General features: G+C 58.0%; 22 protein-coding genes, 1 tRNA gene and 1 pseudogene. 7 read left to right on the top strand and 17 right to left on the bottom strand.

Features of this window, described 5'->3' with window-relative positions:
• The first annotated feature begins 3 nt into the window (after positions 1-3).
• From tagQ to rfaD, 4 genes are all read left to right on the top strand, one after another.
• Positions 4-957: a type VI secretion system-associated lipoprotein TagQ gene (tagQ, locus tag LOY54_RS25770; protein ID WP_093378542.1), complete on the top strand. Its 954-nt coding sequence runs from the start codon at positions 4-6 to the stop codon at positions 955-957.
• Between the two features lie 76 nt (positions 958-1,033).
• Positions 1,034-1,939, top strand: a complete 906-nt coding sequence (locus LOY54_RS25765; RefSeq protein ID WP_093378547.1) for an NAD synthetase — start codon at positions 1,034-1,036, stop codon at positions 1,937-1,939.
• Complete coding sequence (locus LOY54_RS25760; RefSeq protein ID WP_258608456.1) at positions 1,936-2,391, top strand: hypothetical protein; 456 nt, start codon at positions 1,936-1,938, stop codon at positions 2,389-2,391. Before LOY54_RS25765 ends, LOY54_RS25760 begins: the two co-directional genes overlap by 4 nt.
• Before the next feature lie 229 nt (positions 2,392-2,620).
• Positions 2,621-3,613 carry an ADP-glyceromanno-heptose 6-epimerase gene (gene rfaD, locus LOY54_RS25755; RefSeq protein ID WP_258608453.1) on the top strand — a complete coding sequence of 331 codons (993 nt, stop codon included), beginning with the start codon at positions 2,621-2,623 and terminating at the stop codon, positions 3,611-3,613.
• On the opposite strand, the gene LOY54_RS25750 is transcribed toward rfaD, so the two are convergent.
• The 9 genes and pseudogenes from LOY54_RS25750 to LOY54_RS25710 form a co-directional block, all read right to left on the bottom strand.
• On the bottom strand, positions 3,614-4,993 hold the full coding sequence (locus LOY54_RS25750) for an NAD(P)-binding domain-containing protein (protein ID WP_093378563.1): 1,380 nt from the start codon (positions 4,991-4,993) through the stop codon (positions 3,614-3,616).
• Between the two features lie 416 nt (positions 4,994-5,409).
• A pseudogene (locus LOY54_RS25745) lies at positions 5,410-6,659 on the bottom strand (trans-sulfuration enzyme family protein).
• A gap of 128 nt (positions 6,660-6,787) precedes the next feature.
• Complete coding sequence (locus LOY54_RS25740) at positions 6,788-8,005, bottom strand: YcaO-like family protein (RefSeq protein WP_258608449.1); 1,218 nt, start codon at positions 8,003-8,005, stop codon at positions 6,788-6,790.
• A gap of 581 nt (positions 8,006-8,586) precedes the next feature.
• Positions 8,587-8,662, bottom strand: a tRNA-Thr gene (locus LOY54_RS25735).
• Positions 8,663-8,759: 97 nt separating this feature from the next.
• On the bottom strand, positions 8,760-9,026 hold the full coding sequence (locus tag LOY54_RS25730; RefSeq protein WP_093378572.1) for a hypothetical protein: 267 nt from the start codon (positions 9,024-9,026) through the stop codon (positions 8,760-8,762).
• Between the two features lie 24 nt (positions 9,027-9,050).
• On the bottom strand, positions 9,051-9,257 hold the full coding sequence (locus LOY54_RS25725; RefSeq protein WP_123565275.1) for a hypothetical protein: 207 nt from the start codon (positions 9,255-9,257) through the stop codon (positions 9,051-9,053).
• 24 nt (positions 9,258-9,281) lie between these two features.
• A complete protein-coding gene (locus LOY54_RS25720; RefSeq protein ID WP_093378578.1) occupies positions 9,282-9,662 on the bottom strand; it encodes a hypothetical protein in 381 nt (126 codons plus the stop codon).
• Positions 9,663-9,680: 18 nt separating this feature from the next.
• Positions 9,681-9,887, bottom strand: a complete 207-nt coding sequence (locus LOY54_RS25715) for a helix-turn-helix transcriptional regulator (RefSeq protein ID WP_010221299.1) — start codon at positions 9,885-9,887, stop codon at positions 9,681-9,683.
• A gap of 9 nt (positions 9,888-9,896) precedes the next feature.
• Positions 9,897-10,475, bottom strand: coding sequence for a hypothetical protein (locus tag LOY54_RS25710; protein ID WP_010221300.1), 579 nt, complete (start codon positions 10,473-10,475; stop codon positions 9,897-9,899).
• A 496-nt stretch (positions 10,476-10,971) separates the two neighbouring features.
• Here LOY54_RS25710 and LOY54_RS25705 point away from each other — a divergent pair, with 496 nt between their 5' ends.
• Positions 10,972-11,331 carry a multidrug/spermidine efflux SMR transporter subunit MdtJ gene (locus LOY54_RS25705; protein ID WP_038998273.1) on the top strand — a complete coding sequence of 120 codons (360 nt, stop codon included), beginning with the start codon at positions 10,972-10,974 and terminating at the stop codon, positions 11,329-11,331.
• Positions 11,325-11,654, top strand: a complete 330-nt coding sequence (gene mdtI / locus LOY54_RS25700; protein ID WP_038998274.1) for a multidrug/spermidine efflux SMR transporter subunit MdtI — start codon at positions 11,325-11,327, stop codon at positions 11,652-11,654. The genes LOY54_RS25705 and mdtI overlap by 7 nt, the downstream gene beginning before the upstream one ends.
• 230 nt (positions 11,655-11,884) lie before the next feature.
• On the opposite strand, the gene LOY54_RS25695 is transcribed toward mdtI, so the two are convergent.
• Genes LOY54_RS25695 through LOY54_RS25675 form a run of 5 tightly spaced genes read right to left on the bottom strand, consistent with a single transcriptional unit; the run spans position 11,885 to position 16,138 of the window.
• Complete coding sequence (locus LOY54_RS25695) at positions 11,885-13,105, bottom strand: SAM-dependent methyltransferase (RefSeq protein WP_258608444.1); 1,221 nt, start codon at positions 13,103-13,105, stop codon at positions 11,885-11,887.
• A gap of 45 nt (positions 13,106-13,150) precedes the next feature.
• On the bottom strand, positions 13,151-13,840 hold the full coding sequence (locus tag LOY54_RS25690; RefSeq protein WP_093378590.1) for an ABC transporter permease: 690 nt from the start codon (positions 13,838-13,840) through the stop codon (positions 13,151-13,153).
• Positions 13,837-14,532, bottom strand: coding sequence for an ABC transporter permease (locus tag LOY54_RS25685; RefSeq protein WP_045202307.1), 696 nt, complete (start codon positions 14,530-14,532; stop codon positions 13,837-13,839). Before LOY54_RS25685 ends, LOY54_RS25690 begins: the two co-directional genes overlap by 4 nt.
• 57 nt (positions 14,533-14,589) lie before the next feature.
• Positions 14,590-15,351 (bottom strand): ABC transporter substrate-binding protein, encoded by a 762-nt coding sequence (locus LOY54_RS25680; protein ID WP_123565278.1) that lies wholly within the window; start codon positions 15,349-15,351, stop codon positions 14,590-14,592.
• Between the two features lie 13 nt (positions 15,352-15,364).
• Complete coding sequence (locus LOY54_RS25675) at positions 15,365-16,138, bottom strand: ABC transporter ATP-binding protein (protein ID WP_038998282.1); 774 nt, start codon at positions 16,136-16,138, stop codon at positions 15,365-15,367.
• Between the two features lie 609 nt (positions 16,139-16,747).
• Here LOY54_RS25675 and gabP point away from each other — a divergent pair.
• Positions 16,748-18,142, top strand: a complete 1,395-nt coding sequence (gene gabP / locus LOY54_RS25670; protein ID WP_258595238.1) for a GABA permease — start codon at positions 16,748-16,750, stop codon at positions 18,140-18,142.
• 96 nt (positions 18,143-18,238) lie between these two features.
• Here gabP and LOY54_RS25665 read toward each other — a convergent pair whose 3' ends face one another.
• The 3 genes from LOY54_RS25665 to LOY54_RS25655 form a co-directional block, all read right to left on the bottom strand.
• Complete coding sequence (locus tag LOY54_RS25665) at positions 18,239-18,523, bottom strand: type II toxin-antitoxin system RelE/ParE family toxin (protein ID WP_258608438.1); 285 nt, start codon at positions 18,521-18,523, stop codon at positions 18,239-18,241.
• Positions 18,498-18,755: a CopG family ribbon-helix-helix protein gene (locus LOY54_RS25660; protein ID WP_045202358.1), complete on the bottom strand. Its 258-nt coding sequence runs from the start codon at positions 18,753-18,755 to the stop codon at positions 18,498-18,500. The genes LOY54_RS25665 and LOY54_RS25660 overlap by 26 nt, the downstream gene beginning before the upstream one ends.
• Before the next feature lie 151 nt (positions 18,756-18,906).
• Positions 18,907-19,344 (bottom strand): hypothetical protein, encoded by a 438-nt coding sequence (locus tag LOY54_RS25655; protein ID WP_045202356.1) that lies wholly within the window; start codon positions 19,342-19,344, stop codon positions 18,907-18,909.
• Positions 19,345-19,355 lie beyond the last annotated feature (11 nt).

Below are 19,355 nucleotides of genomic sequence, written 5' to 3'. Positions count from 1 at the left end.
ACCATGCTTTCAACTCGCAAGCCCTTCTTCACTGCTTCCAACGGCCGGGCCGCGCTGCTGCTGGCGGCCGGTTTCAGCACCGTCCTGCTGACTGGCTGCGCCAGCTCGCCGGCGTCCAAGGTCGGTGCGACGACCAAGGTCGAGTACTACCCGAGCTGCTACGAGCCGGTGCAGCACCTGCGCGCCACCGATTCGGACATGACCAAGTCGGTCGCCACCGGTGCCCTGATCGGAGCCGTCGGCGGCGCGCTGACCGGCGCCCTGACCGGCAACTCCGACAACCGTGGCCGCAATGCTGCCATCGGTGCTGCCGGTGGTGCTCTGGTCGGCGGTGCAGCCGGTTACTACACCGAGCGCCAGAAGCAGATCAGCGACGACAACCAGCGCATCGGCTCCTACGCCACCGACATCAACAAAAGCGCGGCCGACATGGACCGCAGCACCGCTTACGCCAAAGCCTCCCAGGCGTGCTACCAGCGTGAGTTCGCCAACCTGATGGATGGCCGCAAGAGCAACAAGATCAGCGATGGCGAAGGCCGCAAGCGCCTGGCGGAAATCATCGCCGGCCTGCAAGAGTCGAACAACCTGATCACCGCGGTCAACGGCCGTCTGGGTGAGAACCTCAACAACTACACCCAGGCTTACGAGCAAGACCTCAAGCAGGTCGGCGTACCGCGTAACGACGTGGTGATCGTTGCCGAAGCCCAGGCGCCGGTGCTGGCCACCGGTAACGCCAAGAAGACCAATACCGGCAAGACCAAGACCCCGCCACCGGCGAAGAAAAAGCTGCCAGAGGTACCGAAGGAAGCCGTCGCCACCGAGAAGACCCTGCAGGACGCCAACGCCAAGAAGGCTGAAAGCCAGAAGGTTGCCAGCGCCGGCCAGAGCCAGGTCAACAACATGTGCAAGAACCCGGACATGGGTGACTGGGCACCGGTGCCTTGCCCTAACGTGTAAGGCTTGAGCCACAGCGTCGCCCGGCTCGGTGCCATAAGGCCGGGCGACCTGTGCGCCGTTTCAAGGAAGACCGTTCATGAGTGAGTTACTCAACCGACTGGATAACAATCCGTCGCAATTTTTCGCAAGGCAGCGCATCGAAAGCAGCATCAACCTGCCGAAACTCTTTGCCGCCATCGATGCCGATCCGGGCATTGTCGGTGCTGGGGTGGTGTATATCGATGCGGATTACAACGTGGTGACGCTGCGTGAGTTTCAGCCGATATGCAGTGTGCTACCCAAGCGGGTGATTTTGCGTGAGGCGAAGAAGTATCTGGCGCCTGCGCAGTTCATCGAAGAGCTCAAGACCAGTCCGCGTGAGTCGCGAGTGGTTAAAGAAGCACTGAACGCAACGCTTTCCTGTACCGGGGCAGTTCTGGGATGGATCGTAGTGTTTAGCGGCACAGTTGCGGTGCCGTTCACTGCCGGCACCAGCCTGGTGCTCACTACAATGGGCGCCGCAGCTGCAGCGGCCAGTACCACCCAGTGTATTTTCGGCGGGTACAGAACTTTCAACGAAGTGGTGAACCCTGCGGATAACGATGAGCTGGACTCTTACGAGTGGTACCAGAACATGTCGTCAGCGCTGGATGCTGTGTCGTTGATGGGGGTAGGGGCCTCTGGGCTTACGACCTTCAAGTATCTGCAAGTGCGCAAAGCGGCTACCGGAAGCAGTTGGTCTGAGCTTTCCAGAAAACTGAGCCGTCAGCAGCGCAAAGCGCTGACCGATGAATTGCTTTCGCTCAAGCATCCTTCGCTGACAGCCAAGCAACTACGGCTCAAACAGAGTACTGGTCAACTTCCCAAGCGCCACACACCGACCGAGTTCAAGCATGCAACCCGAACTCTGATCAAAGACTCCCTGGGTGCGGGTGCCGGGTTTGTGGGCAGCAGCAGGGTGCAGACGATCGCAGTAGGGCTGTATGAGGAGTTCAAGCCATGAAGCAGCCACCGAGCTTGAAAGTGTTTCTGGCAAAGTACTTTCCAGCCTTCATCGTTGCCTTCTTCATGGTGTGCTTCTCGGCTTCCTGTACCGTGGCGCTTGCCTCCAATACCTATTTCAAAGGTATTGAAGATCGAGTGTTCAAAACCTCGATGGTTCTGCTGGCGCTTTCTGTGGTGGTCTTTGTGAGCCATTTTCTGATGGTACGGGGTCGTGCTTGGGCGGTCTGGGTCGTTGTCGGTGTGTTCGTGGCTTGCCTGGTGACCGTGCTGCCCAGCTACGGATACCGGCCACATATGTTTGTCTATAGCACCGGCCTGCTATTCCCGCTCATCGGCTTATTAATTCTGAACAGCAAACTGCACAGGGAAATGCGTGCCTATCTGGTGGAGATGCGAAAGGAGCGTGTCAAGCAACGGGACGAAGCTCGGGCAATCAAGGAACGTCGTTGAAGGGGAAATCCCGAATGCTCCACCTCCATGTCCCTTTCTGGGCTCTATCTGCTTAACAGCCAACGCCAGTGAAAAATGCGCAGTCGTCTGGTGGCGATGCGCAAATCACGTAACAAATTGCTCAAAGCCATGCATGCCGGCAATCGGCAAAACCATTGACCCTGGTTAATATTTGCACAATCACCACCCCCTAAACTGAGGACTCTGCACCCTCAAAGGGGGACATGGCATGACCATTATCGTCACCGGCGCCGCCGGTTTTATCGGTAGCAACCTGGTTCAGGCCCTCAACCAACGCGGCGAAACCGAGATCATCGCGGTCGATGACTTGAGCGATGGCGACAAGTTTCGCAACCTGGCTGACAGCGAAATCGCCGACTACCTGGACAAGGACGACTTTCTTCAGCGCTTTGGCCGCGGCCAGTTTGGCAAGGTGCGCGCCGTGCTGCACCAAGGCGCTTGCTCGAGCACCGTCGAAGGCGATGGGCGCTTGATGATGGACAACAACTACCGCTACAGCCGCGACCTGCTCGACGCCGCTCAAGGCCTGCAGGTGCCGCTGCTGTATGCCTCGTCGGCGGCGGTGTATGGCGCCGGGCGCGACTTCCGCGAACAGCGCGAGTGCGAGCGGCCATTGAACGTATATGGCTACTCGAAATTCCTCTTCGACCAGCGCGTGCGCCGGCAGCTGCCCCAGGCGCGCAGCCAGATCGTCGGCCTGCGTTACTTCAACGTCTACGGCCCCCACGAGCAGCACAAGGGCGCCATGGCCTCGGTGGCCCTGCACTGCTTCAACCAGTACCAGGCCAACGGCAAGGTCAGCCTGTTCGGCAGCTATGGCGACTACCCGAGCGGCGGCCACCTGCGCGATTTCGTGGCGGTCGAGGATGTGGTCAAGGTCAACCTGTTCTTCCTCGACCGGCCGCAGCTGAGCGGCCTCTTCAACGTCGGCAGCGGCCGCGCCCAGCCTTTCAATGACGTGGCCTTGGCAGTGATCAACCGCCTGCGCGAGCAGCAGGACCAGCCGCCGCTGTCGCTGGAGATGGCCCTGCTGGAGGGCATTCTGGAATACAGCGAATTCCCCGAGCACTTGCGCGGCAAGTACCAGTGCTACACCTGCGCCGACCTTGAGCGCTTGCGCAGCGTTGGCTATGAGCAGCCAACGCTGACGGTGGAGCAGGGTGTGGCACGTTACTGCGACTGGTTGCAGCGCGCGCCCTAGTCAGTGCTGGCGCAAGGTCTTCAGATCGCCCTTGCCCGAGGTCTCGCGCAGGTACTCCTGCAGTGAGTCATCCAGCGCGTTGAGCCAGCGAGTATGGTGCGGCACGGCAGCGGTACCGGTGATCACCGAGCGGTAGGACTTGTCGCGGTAACCCATGATGTCTTGTTTTTTGTCCGACTTCCATTTGAGGAAAATCCGGTTCACCGCGTCGATATCGAAGCTTGGGTAATCGGTCTGCTCGATCAGGTGCTTGATATAGCGGCCCTGGAACTCGTACATCGAGGCGGTCGACTCCAGCGCCAGTTCCTCGGCGCGCCACTGTGCGCTGTCGGCAGCCATTGCCGCCGGCTGCGGCAGCTTGATGCGCCCGAGCATGTAGTCGCGGGCAAACCAGGCCTGGGCGTCGAACAGGTTGAAGCTGTACCAGAGGTCTTGCATGCCGAGGTAGATCAGCTGCGGGTTGTGTTCCCAGACAACCCCTTGGTACAGCCCGGCAGGCCACAGGCGGTTGCTGGTCTTGAGCGTCAGCTCGTCGGGCAGGAACGGGAAGTGATGCTGGTAGCCGGTGCAGAGGATGATCGCATCCACGCGCTTGCTCGAACCGTCGGCAAAGAACGCCATCTCGCCCTCGACCCGCAGCAACTGCGGGCGCTCTTCCCAGCCTTTGGGCCATTTGTAGCCCATGGGCTGGGTGCGGTAGGCACTGGTGATCGAGCGCGCACCGTACTTGAAGCATTGCGAGCCGATGTCTTCGGCCGAATAGCTGCTGCCGACAATCAGCACATCCTTGCCCTTGAACTCCACCGCCTCACGAAAATCGTGAGCGTGAAGGATGCGCCCGGAGAAGCGCTCGAAGCCGTCGAATTCCGGCACATGCGGGGTAGAAAAATGCCCGCTGGCGACCACGACGAAATCGAACACCTGCTCGATGCCCTGGCCGGTGCCGTAGTCATAGGCACTGACGGTAAAGGTGCGGCTGGCCTGATCAAAGCGTACCGCTTTGACGGCGGTATTGAAGCGAATGTAATCACGCACACCGGCCTTTTTTACCCGGCCCTGGATGTAATCCCAGAGCACCTCGCGCGGTGGATAAGACGAAATCGGCCGCCCGAAATGTTCATCAAAGCTGTAGTCGGCGAACTCCAGGCATTCCTTCGGCCCGTTCGACCACAGGTAGCGGTACATACTGCCGTGCACCGGCTCGCCATGCTCGTCCAGGCCGGTGCGCCAGGTGTAGTTCCACATCCCGCCCCAGTCGGCCTGCTTCTCGAAACACACCACCTCGGGCATCTCGGCACCCTGGGCATGAGCGGATTGAAAGGCACGCAACTGCGCCAGGCCGGACGGGCCTGCGCCGATAATGGCAACACGAATAGTCATAAGATTTCCTGACAGAAAACACTGAAAAAAATGCAAAGCGACTCCAGCCCTGAACGGCAGAACCGAGGGCGAGAGGAAGCGGAAACTTCAGGTGTCAGCTGGCAGGCGGAGGGACAGGGCGCTTGCGCTTGTGCGCGAGCAAGACGTCGCGAGGTGGAATCGACAAGGTGTGGAACAGCGTTGAGAGGGGGGAGCTGGTCAGCGAAGGGCTAGCGACAGCGTTGGGCCCGTAAGGCTTGCCGAACAGCGCGGCAAACGGGCCTGAAGGGCGAAAGATACGTGTGGTCTCGTACATGGCGGGCTGATTCTGCCTCTTTTTGGTTATGGATGCCTTTTTAGCTATAACGGATGGGGGAGAGGATTACAAGGTGGAGGCTTGGCAGAATCTCATACTCGACTGCTGACGGACTTGCGCTTCACCTTCGCGCAGTGGTTTTGCTTTGCATTGCAAGGCGCAGTGCACGTCGGATGTCTGCATTAATATCATCGCTATCTTCCAGGCCAACAGAGATTCGCACCAAGCCGTCCGGCACGCCTATTTTTTCCAGGTCGGTGCTGCCCTCCCTGCTAAAACTACCGTAGTGATAACATAAGGACTCAATATTGCCGAAGGTTGTACCTATTCGGATAAGCTGCAGATGACGAACAAAGCTTGTAGCCGTTTCTCGCGATGGAAAAACAATGGCGATAAGGCCTGTATGCAATGACGGAGAAATGCCGTTGGTTTGCGCACTTTTAGTCGACCAGACTGCACGCCACTCCAGCTTCGGGAACTCCTCACGCAGCATGGCGATCACCGCATGTGCATTATCGGTATGTTTTTTTAATCGCAGTGGCAGTGTCCTTAGTCCTCGTATAGTGAGCCAGGCCGAGAACGGATCTACGATGAGCCCTGCACTGTCCCTGTGATACTTCAATGCCTTGAACAGGTCCGGTTCATTGGTACTGACCATGCCGCCCATCACATCGCCGTGGCCGTTGATGTGTTTGGTGATGGAATATAATGTTACTGCAGCTCCCAAGGAAAGTGGCTTTTGGCAGGCAGGTGTAAGAAAGGTGTTATCAACAACAAGAAGAATGCCACGCTTGTTGCAAAGCTCTGCCAAGTCAGGAATGTTGATATCTAAAAATGCTGGGTTGGTGGGGCTTCGATAAAGATCATTTTCGTGTTGGCTTGGATCGCGCGCTCAAATGCCGCTGCCGGGTATTCGTCGATAAGCGACATTTCAATCCCGCGATGGTTTACTTCATAATTAAGCTGCTCAATGATTTCGTAAAATACACTGTGGGGTACGATGACATGATCGCCTGCGCTCAACAGGGCGCGAAAAGCAAGCAGGCAGGCGGTCATCCCGCTATTGACCGCGAGGCTATAGGAGCAGTGTTCAATGGCACGAAATTTCGCTTCTAAAACTGAAACGGTAGGATTTGCATAACGTTGGTAGGCAAAGTTTTCCTGCTTTGCATTACCTAGCATCTCTCTGCCTTCTTCAATTGAATTCAGGAGTGTTGCAGAGTTACAAATGAGCGCTGGAACTGGAAACTGACCCAGTCCATTCTCATGTTGCCCTAAATGGATCGCCTGGGTAGCGATACCTAAAGAAGGAGAAAGAAAATAGTCACGGCATGGTAATTCGCGTGGGCTCTTTTTTTCTGCTGGGCTCATGAAAGGCCTGGTTCCGAAAGATAATGAGAGACGCTTTGACGGCAATGGTTACGTCAGCCGGGCGTATGGCGAGATTTAAAGCTCGTTTGACAATGACCAGGTCATCATGGCCACGACGGCTTTGCTGTTTACTCGTATCGATAGCAGGGCACAACTTTTCCGCCCAGTGAGACAATCGAAAATCTTTCCATTTTTGGCATGACCGCACAGGCCAGGCTAACCTGGTTGGGGCTGGAATGTAGTTCTTTTAGCCAAACGGGATGATTGGCTTTAAAACACTCATTTTTTAAATGGGACAAGTGTAGCGCCAGTGGCATTTTTTCCGGGTCTTGAGGCATCGGGTAAGGTACTGTTTTGGCACGCTGGGTGGCCCCAAACGCCATGCGCAAGCAGCGCAGCAACTTTGGGTTTTTGCCCAGGTTGTTTTTTGAACGGGTCCACTCTTGTGTGACGTGCTGCACGCCTTCAGCAACTTTGTATTGCTGCACCAGCTCCTTGATCGCACGTGCTGCGGCATGGCTCGGGTAAAGTGAACAGCCGCCACCAACGACATGAATATCTGCGATCGTCTTCTCCGGGCAGTAGGCAATAAAAACGGGATAGTCTATTTGACTAGAAGCGTCAAATACCTCGATTGAAGCACCTATGGCAGTTTCTGCATCACGCAAGGTGTTTAACAGATGCTCTGGCATTGAATTGTCAATAATCTTTCTTATCGGCTCTTTTGAATCATAAAAGAAATGTTGTGCAATAAAGCGCCCAATGCCATGGCGCTCTATGACTTCGCTCGCGGCATGAATTGCCGCTTCCGTAAATCCCACACCCGCCGCCACACCGGTACCGCAGGAGTATCGGCGCGCAGCGCTATAGTCGGTATCATCGCCGGGAAGCGACTCGTTGGCATACTGATGGTTAATCAGAAATGACGGATAGAGTAACTCAACGCCTGCGGAGGCTTCATGCGCCTCGAAGGAAAGTACAGCCATCTGTGATGCGCCGGCGTGGCGAAGCATTTGCATCGGCAGTATGTTTTGCAAGGACGGTTGAGAAACAACCGAATCAAAACAATGCAGTGCGCTATGCTTTCGTAGCTGAAAGGGGCCCATGTAATGCTCATAAGCCTCGAACTTCGCACCCACACGAGCCTCTGCTTCATAGCCTTTGCCACAACCGACACATTCTATGCCGCTACTGTCATAGGGGAGGTGAAGGGTGGCAACAGTGCTGGACAGCGGGCTACCGTAACGGCGTAGGGTTAAATGAATTCCTTCGCTGGAAAAGTGCTGATCGATTGCGCTTTCTGCATCGTCCAGTGATAACGTACGCTCTGGGGCAATTGTTTTCATAGGCAGGAAGTTTCCATATAAGCCAAAAAATGAGGCGAAAAAATCGCCTCATTTATTTTCGTTACTCAGCCAGTATGGAGAGCTCTTCCGGGGTGAAATCTTCTTCTGCTATGACAGACTCTACTTCGTCGTCAGTGGGTTGGTCGACTTTGAATTCGTTGATATACATGCAGCACCACATACCCATGGGAATATCCTTTTATTATTTGATTTAAGTGTGCACTTTTTAACAGGTGCAATGAGAGATTAGTTCGTATGGCTTTGGCTGCACATAGGAAAAATCCCGATTCTATGAGTGATTATGTTTTTTTGAGGGTGCTATTTATTTCTGTACTGCTCAGAAATAAGACTCTGGCTTGGGGCATCGGCGTTGACACCGGATCGGGCCAAATTCTTAGAGGGTAGGTGCAGTGGCGAATGTGACAAACTGGGTCGATCAGCGGAGGTGATCAAGCGCACAGCGGTTGCGATTCAGACGCCGCCTTCGGCAGCTCATTGCGGGCAAGCCTGCTCCCAACCGGCGGGTGTGCCCACGCAAACAAAAAAGGCCCACCTTGCGGTGAGCCTTTTTTTACTGTGTATGGTGCCGGCACCAGGAATCGAACCCGGGACCTACTGATTACAAGTCAGTTGCTCTACCATCTGAGCTATACCGGCACAGGGGCGTCATTATAGCGATCAGTTTGCGTCTGTAAACCACTTCTGCAACATTCCTCGCGATACCCGGTTTCAGCGGGCATCGCGGGGTGTTTTGTTACCAGCCGCGGTGCATTGTGGTGGCGCTGGGTTCGGCTTTGGTGGGGTCGAATATCAGCGGTTTGTAGCGGCAATCATGCTTTTTACAGTGCTCTCGGCAGCCGTGCTTTTTCTTGCAGCTGTAGGCCGGGCCGGTGTAGCCCTTGTCGCCGTATATCTGCATCTGCGGGATTTCCCAGCCAGACATCGGGGTGTAGTCGCCGCTGGTGCAGCCGCTCAGGTAGAGCGCGCACGCCAGCAGGAGGAAGGATCTGATAATGGCCACAGGCAATTCCGTTTGGTCGAAGTGTCAGTGTTTGTGTGTGTCGAGGTAGTGCTGGATGGCGTGGCGGTCTCTGCTGAAGTCCGGCCCGGGGAAGCTCTGGTTGCCGTACATCTGCATGGGCGGCACTTGCCAGTCGGACCGGGGTGGCGGGACTTGCCAGTCGGACATGAAGGCGCAGCCGCTGAGGTAAAACGCGCACGCAAGCAGGGCGATGGATCTGATGATATCCACAGTCAATTCCGTTTATTCGAGGCGTCAGTCTTTGTTGAGGATGCGCTGGATGGTGCCGCCGCAAGATTGGTAGCAGCTGTCGTAGTCGCTGCCGCACGAGTAGCTGGAGCCGCTGTTGAACGGGTAGCTGGGGTAGTAGCAGCTTTTGCGCGCTTCTTTTTTGCTCTTGCCGGCCTGGCACAGCTGGTAGTTTCTGTAGTTGGCCTGGTACAGGGCGTGGTCGCTGTTTTCCTGCAGGCGCGCCATCTGTTTGCAGTGGTTGCGTTCCATCGAGCAGGAGTTGATGCAGTTCATGCCCGCCATGCTGGGCGGTGGGGAGTATCTATAGGTATAGCTGGGGCCGCAGCCGCCGAGCAGGCCGACGGCCAGCACTAGCGCAGCGCGCCATTTGAGTGAATTGCTCACGAGTTGCCAGTTCCTTGTTCATTCCTCGCTGAACTCCAGCAGGTCACCTGGCTGGCAGTTCAACGCGCGACAGAGCTTCTCGAGGGTTTCCATCTTGAAACCCTTGATCTTGCCGTTTTTCAGCAACGACAGGTTCGCCTCCGTAATACCGATAATCTCGGCCAGATCCTTGGAGCGGATCTTGTTCTTGGCCATGACTACATCGAGTCGAATAATTATCGGCATAGGGGCAAGCTAGACATAACAGTTGTGTTCATCGCTGATGGTTTTGGCGTCACGCATGAGGAGTGAGAAGGCGCAGAGGAAAATGCCTTTCATGATCTCGTAAACCGCCTGGGATGATACACCGATCGATACGCTGAAGCTTCTCTCGCCTTTGGGCAGGTCGATGGAGAACGCCAGGCCCTGCAAGGTGCCGATCATCGGCCAGACCATCGGCAAGCCGATGCACAGCAAGCCCACCCACCAGAGCATCTTGATGTTTTGCGTCGTCCAGGTTTCACCCCGGGACAGGCGCAGGAAGAACAAGCCGGTCAGGTACAAGGCAAAGGCCGAGAGGCTGGCGGGGATCAGTTCCAGGCCGATCACCAGGCCCAGGGCCAGGTGCGAAGGCTGGTAATCCGGGGCCAGCAGCAGCGGCATGTTTTCACCGAAGCTTTGCAGGTAGGCGCCTTGCACCTGGGCTTTTTCGAACACCCACAATAGTACGTTGCCGCCGAACTCGACGATCCCTGTACCCCAGGCGAGTACCGCGGCGAATGCACCGATCACTCGCAGACGCGATCTCGCGTAAGCCACTGTCTTACTGTTCATGGTTTCCCTCCGTGCTAGTTGAGCGGGGTGCATTATTTGTGAAAAATTATCGTATTACAATAATTAATTGTGATTTTGCCGAGGGTGCGGCGTTTTGACACGAGGGTGAGGTGGGATCTTACGGGGGATCGCGGGGCAAGCCCGCTCCTACAGGGTGGGAGCGGGCTTGCCCCGCGATGCCTTTATCAGGTCGGGTAATATAATTTACGAACCTTTCTGCAACCTTTAAGGGCTTTCACCTAAATACGGACTGAAAGACGCGAAAATTAATTAGTCATTTTCTATCGATTTGACTTTAACGATGCCTTGAGCTAATTTGTTGTTCATTATGTTGAACACTAAAGCGTTTCCGCTCTTCACCTCCCGCCTGGTTTCCCGTGAACGTCACTGGACCGGCGACCTCTAGCGCCTCCCCCGACAAACAGCCTTTTTCTTCTCTTTGTCTGTAGCCGTCAGCGCGATTTCGCTCGGTTTGTGTCGCCCGTGGGAGGGCATCATGCGTTCCTGGATCTATCTGTTTATCGCCATCACCGCCGAGGTGATCGGCACCGCGTCGATGAAATTCGCCGCCAGTCATTTCCCCATTCTTGGTCACGGGTTGATGTACCTGATGATCGGCCTGTCGTACTTTTTCCTGGCACTGGCGGTAAAACGCGTACCGGTGGGCGTGGCCTACGCCTTGTGGGAAGGCATCGGCATCGTGTTGATCACCCTGATCAGCGTCACCTGGCTGGGCGAGAGCCTGGGCCTGCTCAAGGCCGCCGGCCTGGGCGTGATGATCGCCGGTATCCTGCTGATCAAGTCGGGTACCCGCGCCGCACCTGCCCCGCGCAATATGGAGGCCCTGCCATGCTGAGCATGAACTGGATTCCCTTCGCCTGGCTGGGCCTGGCGATCGTGCTGGAAGTGATCGCCAACCTGTTGCTCAAGTATTCCGACGGTTTCAAAAAGCGCGGCCTGGGCATTGCTTCGATTCTCTGCGTGCTGGCCGCCTTTACCGCACTGGCTCAGGCTGTGCGAGATATCGAACTGTCGCTGGCTTACGCCATCTGGGGTGGCTTCGGCATCCTCGCCACCGTGGCCATGGGTTGGGCACTGTTCGGTCAGCGCCTGGTAGGCCGCGGCTGGTTGGGCCTGGCGCTGTTGCTGGTGGGCATGAGCCTGCTGAAACTGGCCTGATTCAACCTGCTTAGCGCTATTCGCGCGAAGGCTTATGCACAAGCCGCATGCCAAACAGGTGCGCATTGCATCGGAGCAACGCCCGCCGTTGGTCTTTGCGCAAATGGCTGTTTTTGCTGACGATTAATCAGTGAACAAAAAATGACCAGCCTGTGAAAGCGCTTGGATCCACGAATTTGCTGGGGTTCGGCGCAAGGTTGCGCACAGATTTATCCACAGGCTGAGCGCCGTTATCGGCGTTCGGCCAACAGCAGCAGGTTGCGCGGGGTGAGAGGCTGCTCACAAAACACCCCGAGCTGTACCTGGTAGGACTGTTCCTCCAGGAACAGTGCGCGATCCAGCACCAGCCATAATTCCAGCGGGCGGCGGAACAGATTGCGCAGCAATTCCAGGTTGCGCACCTGGGCCAGGCGCTGCCAGCCGGCCGCTTCCAATGCTGGCCAATCAGGCTCGGCACCTGGCTGCAATTCCTTGAGTTCGGCAAGGCCCCAGCAGTAGTCGGCGAACGGCTTGTGCAGCCAGCTGACCGGCAGCGAAGGCGTCGGCAGGTACTCATCTACCCCACGCAACTGCCGTTGCCACAGATCAAAACCCAGGCGCCTGGCCATGGACTCGTCACGCTGGCGGCGTACCCGCGCACCTGCGGTAACGGTTTCGCTGAGCGGCAAGCCAAGATCATCAATCGACAACTGCAGGCCAGATGCCTTGGCGGCTGTGGATAACGGCTGGTACTGCGGCGCCTGGATGCGGTTGTAGCAGCACGGCGCGATGGCCAGTTGGCGGCAACCCTTGAGGCTTGCCAGTTGCATCAGGCGTACATGCAGGTCGCCACAGGCGTGCAGGGCCACTGCGGTATGCTCGGCGCTCAATTGCTGGGCGGCGCTATCGGCCAGTACATCCTGCAGGCGGTGCTCGGCGGGCAGTTGGTGATGCTGGCTGAGGGCGCTGCCGGCTTCGACCAGCGCCGGGTCGTATTCCAGGCAGGTCAGTTGCTGACTATGAGGCTGCAGCAAGCGCCGGCCCAGATGACCTTTGCCGGCGCACCAGTCCAGCCAGTGCCGTGGGCTGTGGATAAAACCCAGGTGGCTGGCGAAGGCTTCGATCTGCTGCCATTTGCGCCCCGGCACGTCGACATTCAGGCGAGGGCCAGCAGCGGGCAGGGCAACGGTGGATAACTCGCCGATGGCAGACAGCGCTGCCGCCCGGCGTGCCAGCTGGGGAAAAGGCGCCGGTGCAGCGAGTTGCTCGGGGTGATTGTGCGCCGCTTCCGCCTCGCTCAACGAGCGCTGGCGCAACCAGTCGGCCAGGGCGCGGTATTCGGTTTCCCACGGCAGTTGCAACTGGGTGAAAGGCCGTGGCCGCCACAGCGCCTGATGCTCGCGCAGAAAGTCGTCGAGCGCCTGGAAGCGGCTGAGCAGTTGGTCGGCGCAGAGGGGGAGGGCAGTGGTCATGAGCGGATACGAAAACGGGGCTGAGATCAGCCCCGTTATACAGGTTTATCGACCCTGGCAGGCGTCGACGCGCAGCCAGCGTTCCAGCTGCTTGAAGGCTTGCACCAGCAAGAAGGAGATCAGCAGGTAGAACAGGCCCGCCGCGAAGAAGATCTCCACCGGCAGGTAGGTCCGGGCGATGATCGTCCGTGCCATGCCGGTCAGTTCCAGCAGGGTAACGGTACTCGCCAGGGCACTGGCCTTGAGCATCAGGATCACTTCGTTGCTGTAGGCCGGCAGGCCGATGCGGGCGGCACGCGGCAGCATGATGTAGAGCATTGCCTTGGCCCGGGACATGCCCAGGGCCCGCGCCGCTTCGATCTCGCCACGGGGGATGGCCTGCAGCGCGCCACGCAGGATTTCTGCGATGTAGGCGGCAGTGTGCAGGGTCATGGTCAGCACCGTGCACCAGAACGGATCGCGCAGGTACGGCCACAAGGCGCTGTTGCGCACGGCATCGAACTGGGCCAGCCCGTAATACACCAAAAACAGCTGCACCAGCAGCGGCGTACCGCGGAAGAAGAAAATGTAGCCGTAAGGCAGGGCCCGTACGTACCAGAGCCGCGAAGAGCGGGCGATACCCAGTGGAATGGCGAGGATCAGCCCGGCGATGACCGCGATGGCGACCAGCTCGAGCGTCAGCGTGGCGCCCTGGGCCAGGCGTGGCAGCCACTTGATGATGACTTCCCAGTTCATTGGTTGGCCCTCGCGAAGCCGCGACCGGCGCGTTTTTCCATGAAGTGCATGCCGGTCATGGCCAGGACGGTAAGGCCCAGGTAAATGATGGCGGCGACCATGTAGAAGGTGAAGGGTTGCTTGCTCACGGTCACGGCGATTTGCGAATGACGCATGATTTCTTCCAGGCCGATTACCGAGACCAGCGCGGTGTCTTTCATCAGGATCATGAACAGATTGCCCAGCCCCGGCAGGGCGATGCGCCACATTTGCGGCAGCACCAGCCTGGAGAAGATCCGCCCCTTGGACAGGCCCAGCGCCAGGCCGGCTTCACGGTGGCCCTTGGGGATCGCCAGCAGCGCACCACGGAACACTTCCGTGGCATAGGCGCCGAAGCACAGGCCCAGGGCAATCACGCCTGCGGCAAAGGCATTGAGCTCAAGGCCGGGAATATTCAGAAGCTCGCCCAGCCGGTTCATCAGGCTGACGGTGCCAAAGTAGATCAACAGCACCCAGAGCAGCTCGGGCACGCCGCGAACCAGTGTGGAGTAGAAACCACCCAGCCATTGCAGGGGTTTGTAGGGTGAGGTCTTGGCCAGGGCGCCAAGCAGTCCCAGTACCAGCCCCAGGAGCAGGGCCGACAATGCGAGTTTGACGGTCATCAGCGTCCCGGCCATCAGGGCCGGACCGAATCCGTAAAGATCAATATTCATGGGCAGGTTTGTTCAAGGGACCGGCATTGCCTGCAGGGCAATGCCGGTCGGGGCGAATCAATAGATGCTGAACGGGAAGTATTTGTTGTTGATCTTCTCGTAGGTGCCGTCGGCAACGATTTCTTTCAGGGCGGCGTTGAGCTTGTTGCGCAGTTCGTTGTCACCTTTGCGTACAGCGATACCAACCTTGTCGCTTTCGTTCACCGGATCGCCTTTGAACTCGTAGTTTTTACCGGCTTCGGACTTGAGCCAGTCGTAGTTGGCGTATTTGTCAGCCAGCAGGGCATCGACGCGGCCCGAGGTCAGGTCCAGGTAGGCGTTTTCCTGGGTGTCGTACAGGCTGACCTTGAACTTGTTGTCCATGCCGCCGTTATCGTCCAGCCAGATAGCTGCCTGGGTAGCGCGCTGAGTGCCGAGGGTCTTGCCTTCGAGCGACTTGGGATCAGTCTTGAAGTCGACGTTTTTCGGGGCGATGAACTGCTGCTTGTTCGAGTAGTACGGGTCGGTGAAGTCCACCGCCTGCTTGCGCTCGTCGGTGATCGACAGCGAGGAGATGATGAAGTCGGACTTCTTCGCGTTCAGGGCGGGAATGATGCCGTCCCAGTCAGAAACCACCACTTCACACTCGACCTTCATCTTGGCGCACAGGGCGTCGCCGATGTCTTTGTCGAAACCGACGACCTGGCCACTGGCGTCCTTGTTGTTGAACGGCGGGTAGGCCGCCTCGATGCCCATCTTCAGTTTCTCGGCAGCCATGGCATTGGCCGAGAACACCAGCGTGGCGGCAGCGGCCAGGAGGAATTTCTTATAGGTCTGCATGCGTGTTGCTCCGTTAGCGGTTGCTGGACATGAATTGTTTACAACGCGCCGAGGTCGGGTTTTCGAAAACCTGCTGCGGCGTTCCTTGCTCTTCGACCAGCCCCTGGTGCAGGAAGACGACTTCGCTGGACACCTGGCGGGCAAAGCCCATTTCGTGGGTAACCAGTAGCATGGTACGGCCTTCTTCGGCGAGGGCACGGATAACGTTGAGCACTTCCTGGACCATTTCCGGGTCCAGGGCCGAGGTCGGCTCGTCGAACAGGATAACCTTGGGCTTCATTGCCAGGGTGCGGGCAATGGCCGCACGCTGTTGCTGGCCACCGGACAGCTCGGCCGGGTAGCTGTGACGCTTGTTGTGGATGCCAACCTTGTTCAGCAGCGCTTCGGCATGCTCGATGGCCTCGGCCTTGCTCTGGCCGAGCACCCGGCGCGGCGCCTCGATGATGTTGTCGAGGATGCTCATGTGCGGCCACAGGTTGAAATTCTGGAAGACAAAGCCGATCTCGCTGCGCAGGCGATTGATCTGTTTGTTGTCGGCGGCCACCAGTTCACCGTTTTTTGCCGCCTTGAGCCTGAGCTCTTCGCCAGCCACCAGGATCTGGCCCTGGTGCGGGTTTTCCAGCAGGTTGATGCAGCGCAGCAGAGTGGACTTGCCGGAGCCGGAGGATCCCAGGATCGAGATCACGTCGCCATCACGCGCGGTCAGCGAAATTCCCTTGAGGATTTCCTGGTCGCCGTAGCGTTTGTGCAGGTTGCGGATTTCCAGCGCGGGCGTGGCCTCAGCCATGTGCGGTCCTCATGTGTTCTGGTGCGCTCCTGCTGTTAGCGGCCTTCCTGGCGAGGCGCCAAGCTAGCATAGCGGTCCGAAGACAGCCAATAACGTCGGGAGAGGCAATCGGTTGGTGGGAGGGCGGGTGTCGCATCGCTGCAGTGGACTGTCGCGCAGATGTCCGCCTACCCTCGTTTCCAGGGCCGGAGCCTTGATGAAAAAAGGCGCGATGGTGCCAGTTTTGGCCGTTTCTGGGAAGTCGTTTCTGACCTTGTGCACAGGTTCAGGCCTTTATCTACGGCTTTGGTTGTACCTTTGGGTTGTACCTTTTTGGTCGTAGGAAGTGCATGAGGTGTTACCGGTGACGAAGTGTGGTGCACCCGGGGCATTTGTAAGTGGGTATTTCAGTAATTGGTCTATTCCGCCGGTTTTTCAGGGTCTTTCGGTCAAGTCTTGGCCGAAAGACCTGTAAGCCTTGTTAAACGGGGCTGTGAGAATTTTCGAACGAACGGTCATCAGCCTGGCGCGGTAATTGCGTTATCGATCGGCAACAGGATGTAGCACTCTTTTTGAAGAGCGCGACTCGAGTAGCAGGATCAAAACGCCATTTCTCGCAAAGGTAGTTTTATGAGCGGTACGCACAATTCCAATGACCTCGCTCAGGGGCTCAAGCAGCGGCATGTGACCATGCTGTCGATTGCCGGTGTCATCGGCGCCGGGCTGTTCGTCGGCTCCGGCCACGCCATCGCCGAAGCCGGCCCTGCGGTCTTGCTGGCCTATGCCGCGGCCGGGACCCTGGTGGTGCTGGTGATGCGCATGCTGGCCGAAATGGCCGTTGCCTCGCCGGATACCGGTTCGTTTTCGACGTATGCCGACAAAGCCATCGGCCACTGGGCCGGCTTTACTATCGGCTGGCTGTACTGGTGGTTCTGGGTTCTGGTGATTCCGCTGGAGGCCAACGCCGCCGCAACCATTCTGCATGCCTGGTTCCCCGATATCGGCATCTGGGTGTTTACCCTGGTGATCACCTTGCTGCTGACCGCGACCAACCTGTTCAGTGTGAAGAACTACGGTGAATTCGAGTTCTGGTTCGCGTTGCTCAAGGTAGTGGCGATCATTGGCTTCATCATCCTTGGTGTGGCTGCGATCTTCGGCCTGCTGCCCAACAGCCAGGTCAGCGGCGTCAGCCACCTGTTCGACACCCAGGGCTTCATGCCCAACGGCATGGGCGCGGTGCTGGCGGCGATGCTGACCACCATGTTCTCGTTCATGGGTACTGAAATCGTCACCATCGCTGCCGCCGAGTCGAAAGACCCGGGCAAGCAGATCACCAAGGCCACCAACTCGGTGATCTGGCGGATCTTCCTGTTCTACCTGGTGTCGATCTTCGTGGTCGTGGCCCTGGTGCCGTGGACCAACAGTGACCTGGCCGAAGTCGGTTCGTACCAGACCGTGCTCAACCTGATGGGCATCCCCAACGCCAAGCTGATCGTCGACATCGTCGTGCTGATCGCCGTGACCAGCTGCCTGAACTCGGCGCTGTACACCTCCTCGCGCATGCTCTTCTCCCTGAGCAAGCGTGGCGATGCGCCGGCCATGGCCCAGCGCACCACCTCCAGCGGTACCCCATACGTGGCAGTGGTGCTGTCGACTGCAGCGGCGTTCCTCACCGTGATCGCCAACTACCTGGCACCTGCTCAGGTGTTCGAGTTCCTGCTGGCCAGTTCCGGCGCCATTGCCTTGCTGGTGTACCTGGTGATCGCCGTGTCGCAACTGCGCATGCGTCGTCAGCGTATGCAGCGCGGCGAGAAGATCGCCTTCAAGATGTGGCTGTTCCCGGGCCTGACCTGGGCGACCATTGCCTTCATCGTCGGCATCCTGACGGTGATGCTGATCCGTCCGGACCATCGTATTGAAATCGTCGCGACCGGCTTGTTGTCGATTGCCGTGGTCGCCGCCGGGCTGCTGGTGGCGCGCAAGCGCAAGGCCGAGGCGGCCGGGCGGGCGGTGCTGAACAACTGATGTGATGCGGATGCAATGACAAAGGCCGCGATCTGTGAGGATCGCGGCCTTTTTGTTTTGACCGTAGCGGGCTCATCGCGGCTCATGCGGTGGGCTTTACCAGTGCTCAGGTCGCTCACTGCGCTGATGCAGAAATCGCAATACCTGGACCCGTCCGTCGAGCAAGCGGTACGGGGCAATAAAGGCGATGTGGGCGAGCACCAGCTCGCGCACATCCGGCACTGGCGAGGGGCGGCCTGCACCTGGGAAGTGTTCGAGAATTTCCAGGCTGCTCAATATGCCCTGAACCATTGCAAAGGCCGTTTTGCTGCCTGCCTTGAGCTGATAGTGCTCGAAAATCGATTCCAGGTCGCTTTCAGCCTTCGCCGTCAGTGCAGTCATCTTCGCGTTTCACCCACTTTGCCTTGACCTCAGAGAGGTCGGTCAGGTTGCCAGTGTCGGCATCGCTGATGCCGGCAGCAATCGCCTGCACGTGCCATGACTCGGCTTCGACATAGCGCAGCAAAGCGCGCTTGAGGTGATATTGGCGATCTCGATCGGTGGCGGCTGCCAGTTGATCGAGCTTTTCGGCGAGGGATGCTTCGACGCGAAACGACAGAACCGGGGAAGCCATGTCTACGCTCCTGACTTTGTATACGTTGTAAACGGTCAACAAAGGTTAGGTGGCGTCGAGGCGATGGTCAATCGGCCAGGGACCTGTGGTCGATGTAGGATTTTTCTTTGAGGGGATCTGGCCCCCGAGGAATCAGGAGCCAGGCAAGCTGTCAGCCAAACTTCTTCTGCTGCTTGGCCACCGCCTCGGACGCGCTGATGTAGGCTTCCTGGAACTCGTCGCTCTCGAGCCAGGCCATGGTTGTGGCTTCGTCGGCGCCGTCCAGCCACTTGCGGTAGGCAGTGAAGACCATGACGATGTAGTCGGTGGCGTGTTCTTCCTTGTGGCCCTTGAGCACCAGGGTCAGCAGCGGGTCGACCAGGAACACCGAAATCAGCGCGACCAGGCCGGTTTCCTGGGCTTGCTTCATTTTTTCGAACAGGGCGGTATAGCTGCCCGATTCCATGGCCTTGTTGAAGACCTGCTCGACGCTGGCGCTGGAGCTTTCGCCCGAGCTCTTGACCGCCTGGCCGCTACGCACCATGCGGTTTTCGCGGGCCTTGTTGGCGGCGCGCTTGGCGCGTTTCTGTTGTTTGCTGCTGGAGGCCATCGGTGAACCCT

It is taken from the genome of Pseudomonas sp. B21-032, assembly GCF_024748965.1.
Taxonomy (GTDB): domain Bacteria; phylum Pseudomonadota; class Gammaproteobacteria; order Pseudomonadales; family Pseudomonadaceae; genus Aquipseudomonas.
Note: the sequence above shows the minus strand (reverse complement) of the source record. Positions and strands in the feature narration are given on the sequence as shown.

Bases quoted from the DNA above. Each gene is read 5' to 3' on its own strand.
- tagQ (WP_093378542.1), top strand. From the start codon at position 4: ATGCTTTCAACTCGCAAGCCCTTCTTCACTGCTTCCAACGGCCGGGCC.
- LOY54_RS25765 (WP_093378547.1), top strand. From the start codon at position 1,034: ATGAGTGAGTTACTCAACCGACTGGATAACAATCCGTCGCAATTTTTC.
- LOY54_RS25760 (WP_258608456.1), top strand. From the start codon at position 1,936: ATGAAGCAGCCACCGAGCTTGAAAGTGTTTCTGGCAAAGTACTTTCCA.
- rfaD (WP_258608453.1), top strand. From the start codon at position 2,621: ATGACCATTATCGTCACCGGCGCCGCCGGTTTTATCGGTAGCAACCTG.
- LOY54_RS25750 (WP_093378563.1), bottom strand. From the start codon at position 4,993: ATGACTATTCGTGTTGCCATTATCGGCGCAGGCCCGTCCGGCCTGGCG.
- LOY54_RS25740 (WP_258608449.1), bottom strand. From the start codon at position 8,005: ATGAAAACAATTGCCCCAGAGCGTACGTTATCACTGGACGATGCAGAA.
- LOY54_RS25715 (WP_010221299.1), bottom strand. From the start codon at position 9,887: ATGCCGATAATTATTCGACTCGATGTAGTCATGGCCAAGAACAAGATC.
- LOY54_RS25710 (WP_010221300.1), bottom strand. From the start codon at position 10,475: ATGAACAGTAAGACAGTGGCTTACGCGAGATCGCGTCTGCGAGTGATC.
- LOY54_RS25705 (WP_038998273.1), top strand. From the start codon at position 10,972: ATGCGTTCCTGGATCTATCTGTTTATCGCCATCACCGCCGAGGTGATC.
- mdtI (WP_038998274.1), top strand. From the start codon at position 11,325: ATGCTGAGCATGAACTGGATTCCCTTCGCCTGGCTGGGCCTGGCGATC.
- LOY54_RS25695 (WP_258608444.1), bottom strand. From the start codon at position 13,105: ATGACCACTGCCCTCCCCCTCTGCGCCGACCAACTGCTCAGCCGCTTC.
- LOY54_RS25690 (WP_093378590.1), bottom strand. From the start codon at position 13,840: ATGAACTGGGAAGTCATCATCAAGTGGCTGCCACGCCTGGCCCAGGGC.
- LOY54_RS25685 (WP_045202307.1), bottom strand. From the start codon at position 14,532: ATGAATATTGATCTTTACGGATTCGGTCCGGCCCTGATGGCCGGGACG.
- LOY54_RS25680 (WP_123565278.1), bottom strand. From the start codon at position 15,351: ATGCAGACCTATAAGAAATTCCTCCTGGCCGCTGCCGCCACGCTGGTG.
- LOY54_RS25675 (WP_038998282.1), bottom strand. From the start codon at position 16,138: ATGGCTGAGGCCACGCCCGCGCTGGAAATCCGCAACCTGCACAAACGC.
- gabP (WP_258595238.1), top strand. From the start codon at position 16,748: ATGAGCGGTACGCACAATTCCAATGACCTCGCTCAGGGGCTCAAGCAG.
- LOY54_RS25665 (WP_258608438.1), bottom strand. From the start codon at position 18,523: ATGACTGCACTGACGGCGAAGGCTGAAAGCGACCTGGAATCGATTTTC.
- LOY54_RS25660 (WP_045202358.1), bottom strand. From the start codon at position 18,755: ATGGCTTCCCCGGTTCTGTCGTTTCGCGTCGAAGCATCCCTCGCCGAA.
- LOY54_RS25655 (WP_045202356.1), bottom strand. From the start codon at position 19,344: ATGGCCTCCAGCAGCAAACAACAGAAACGCGCCAAGCGCGCCGCCAAC.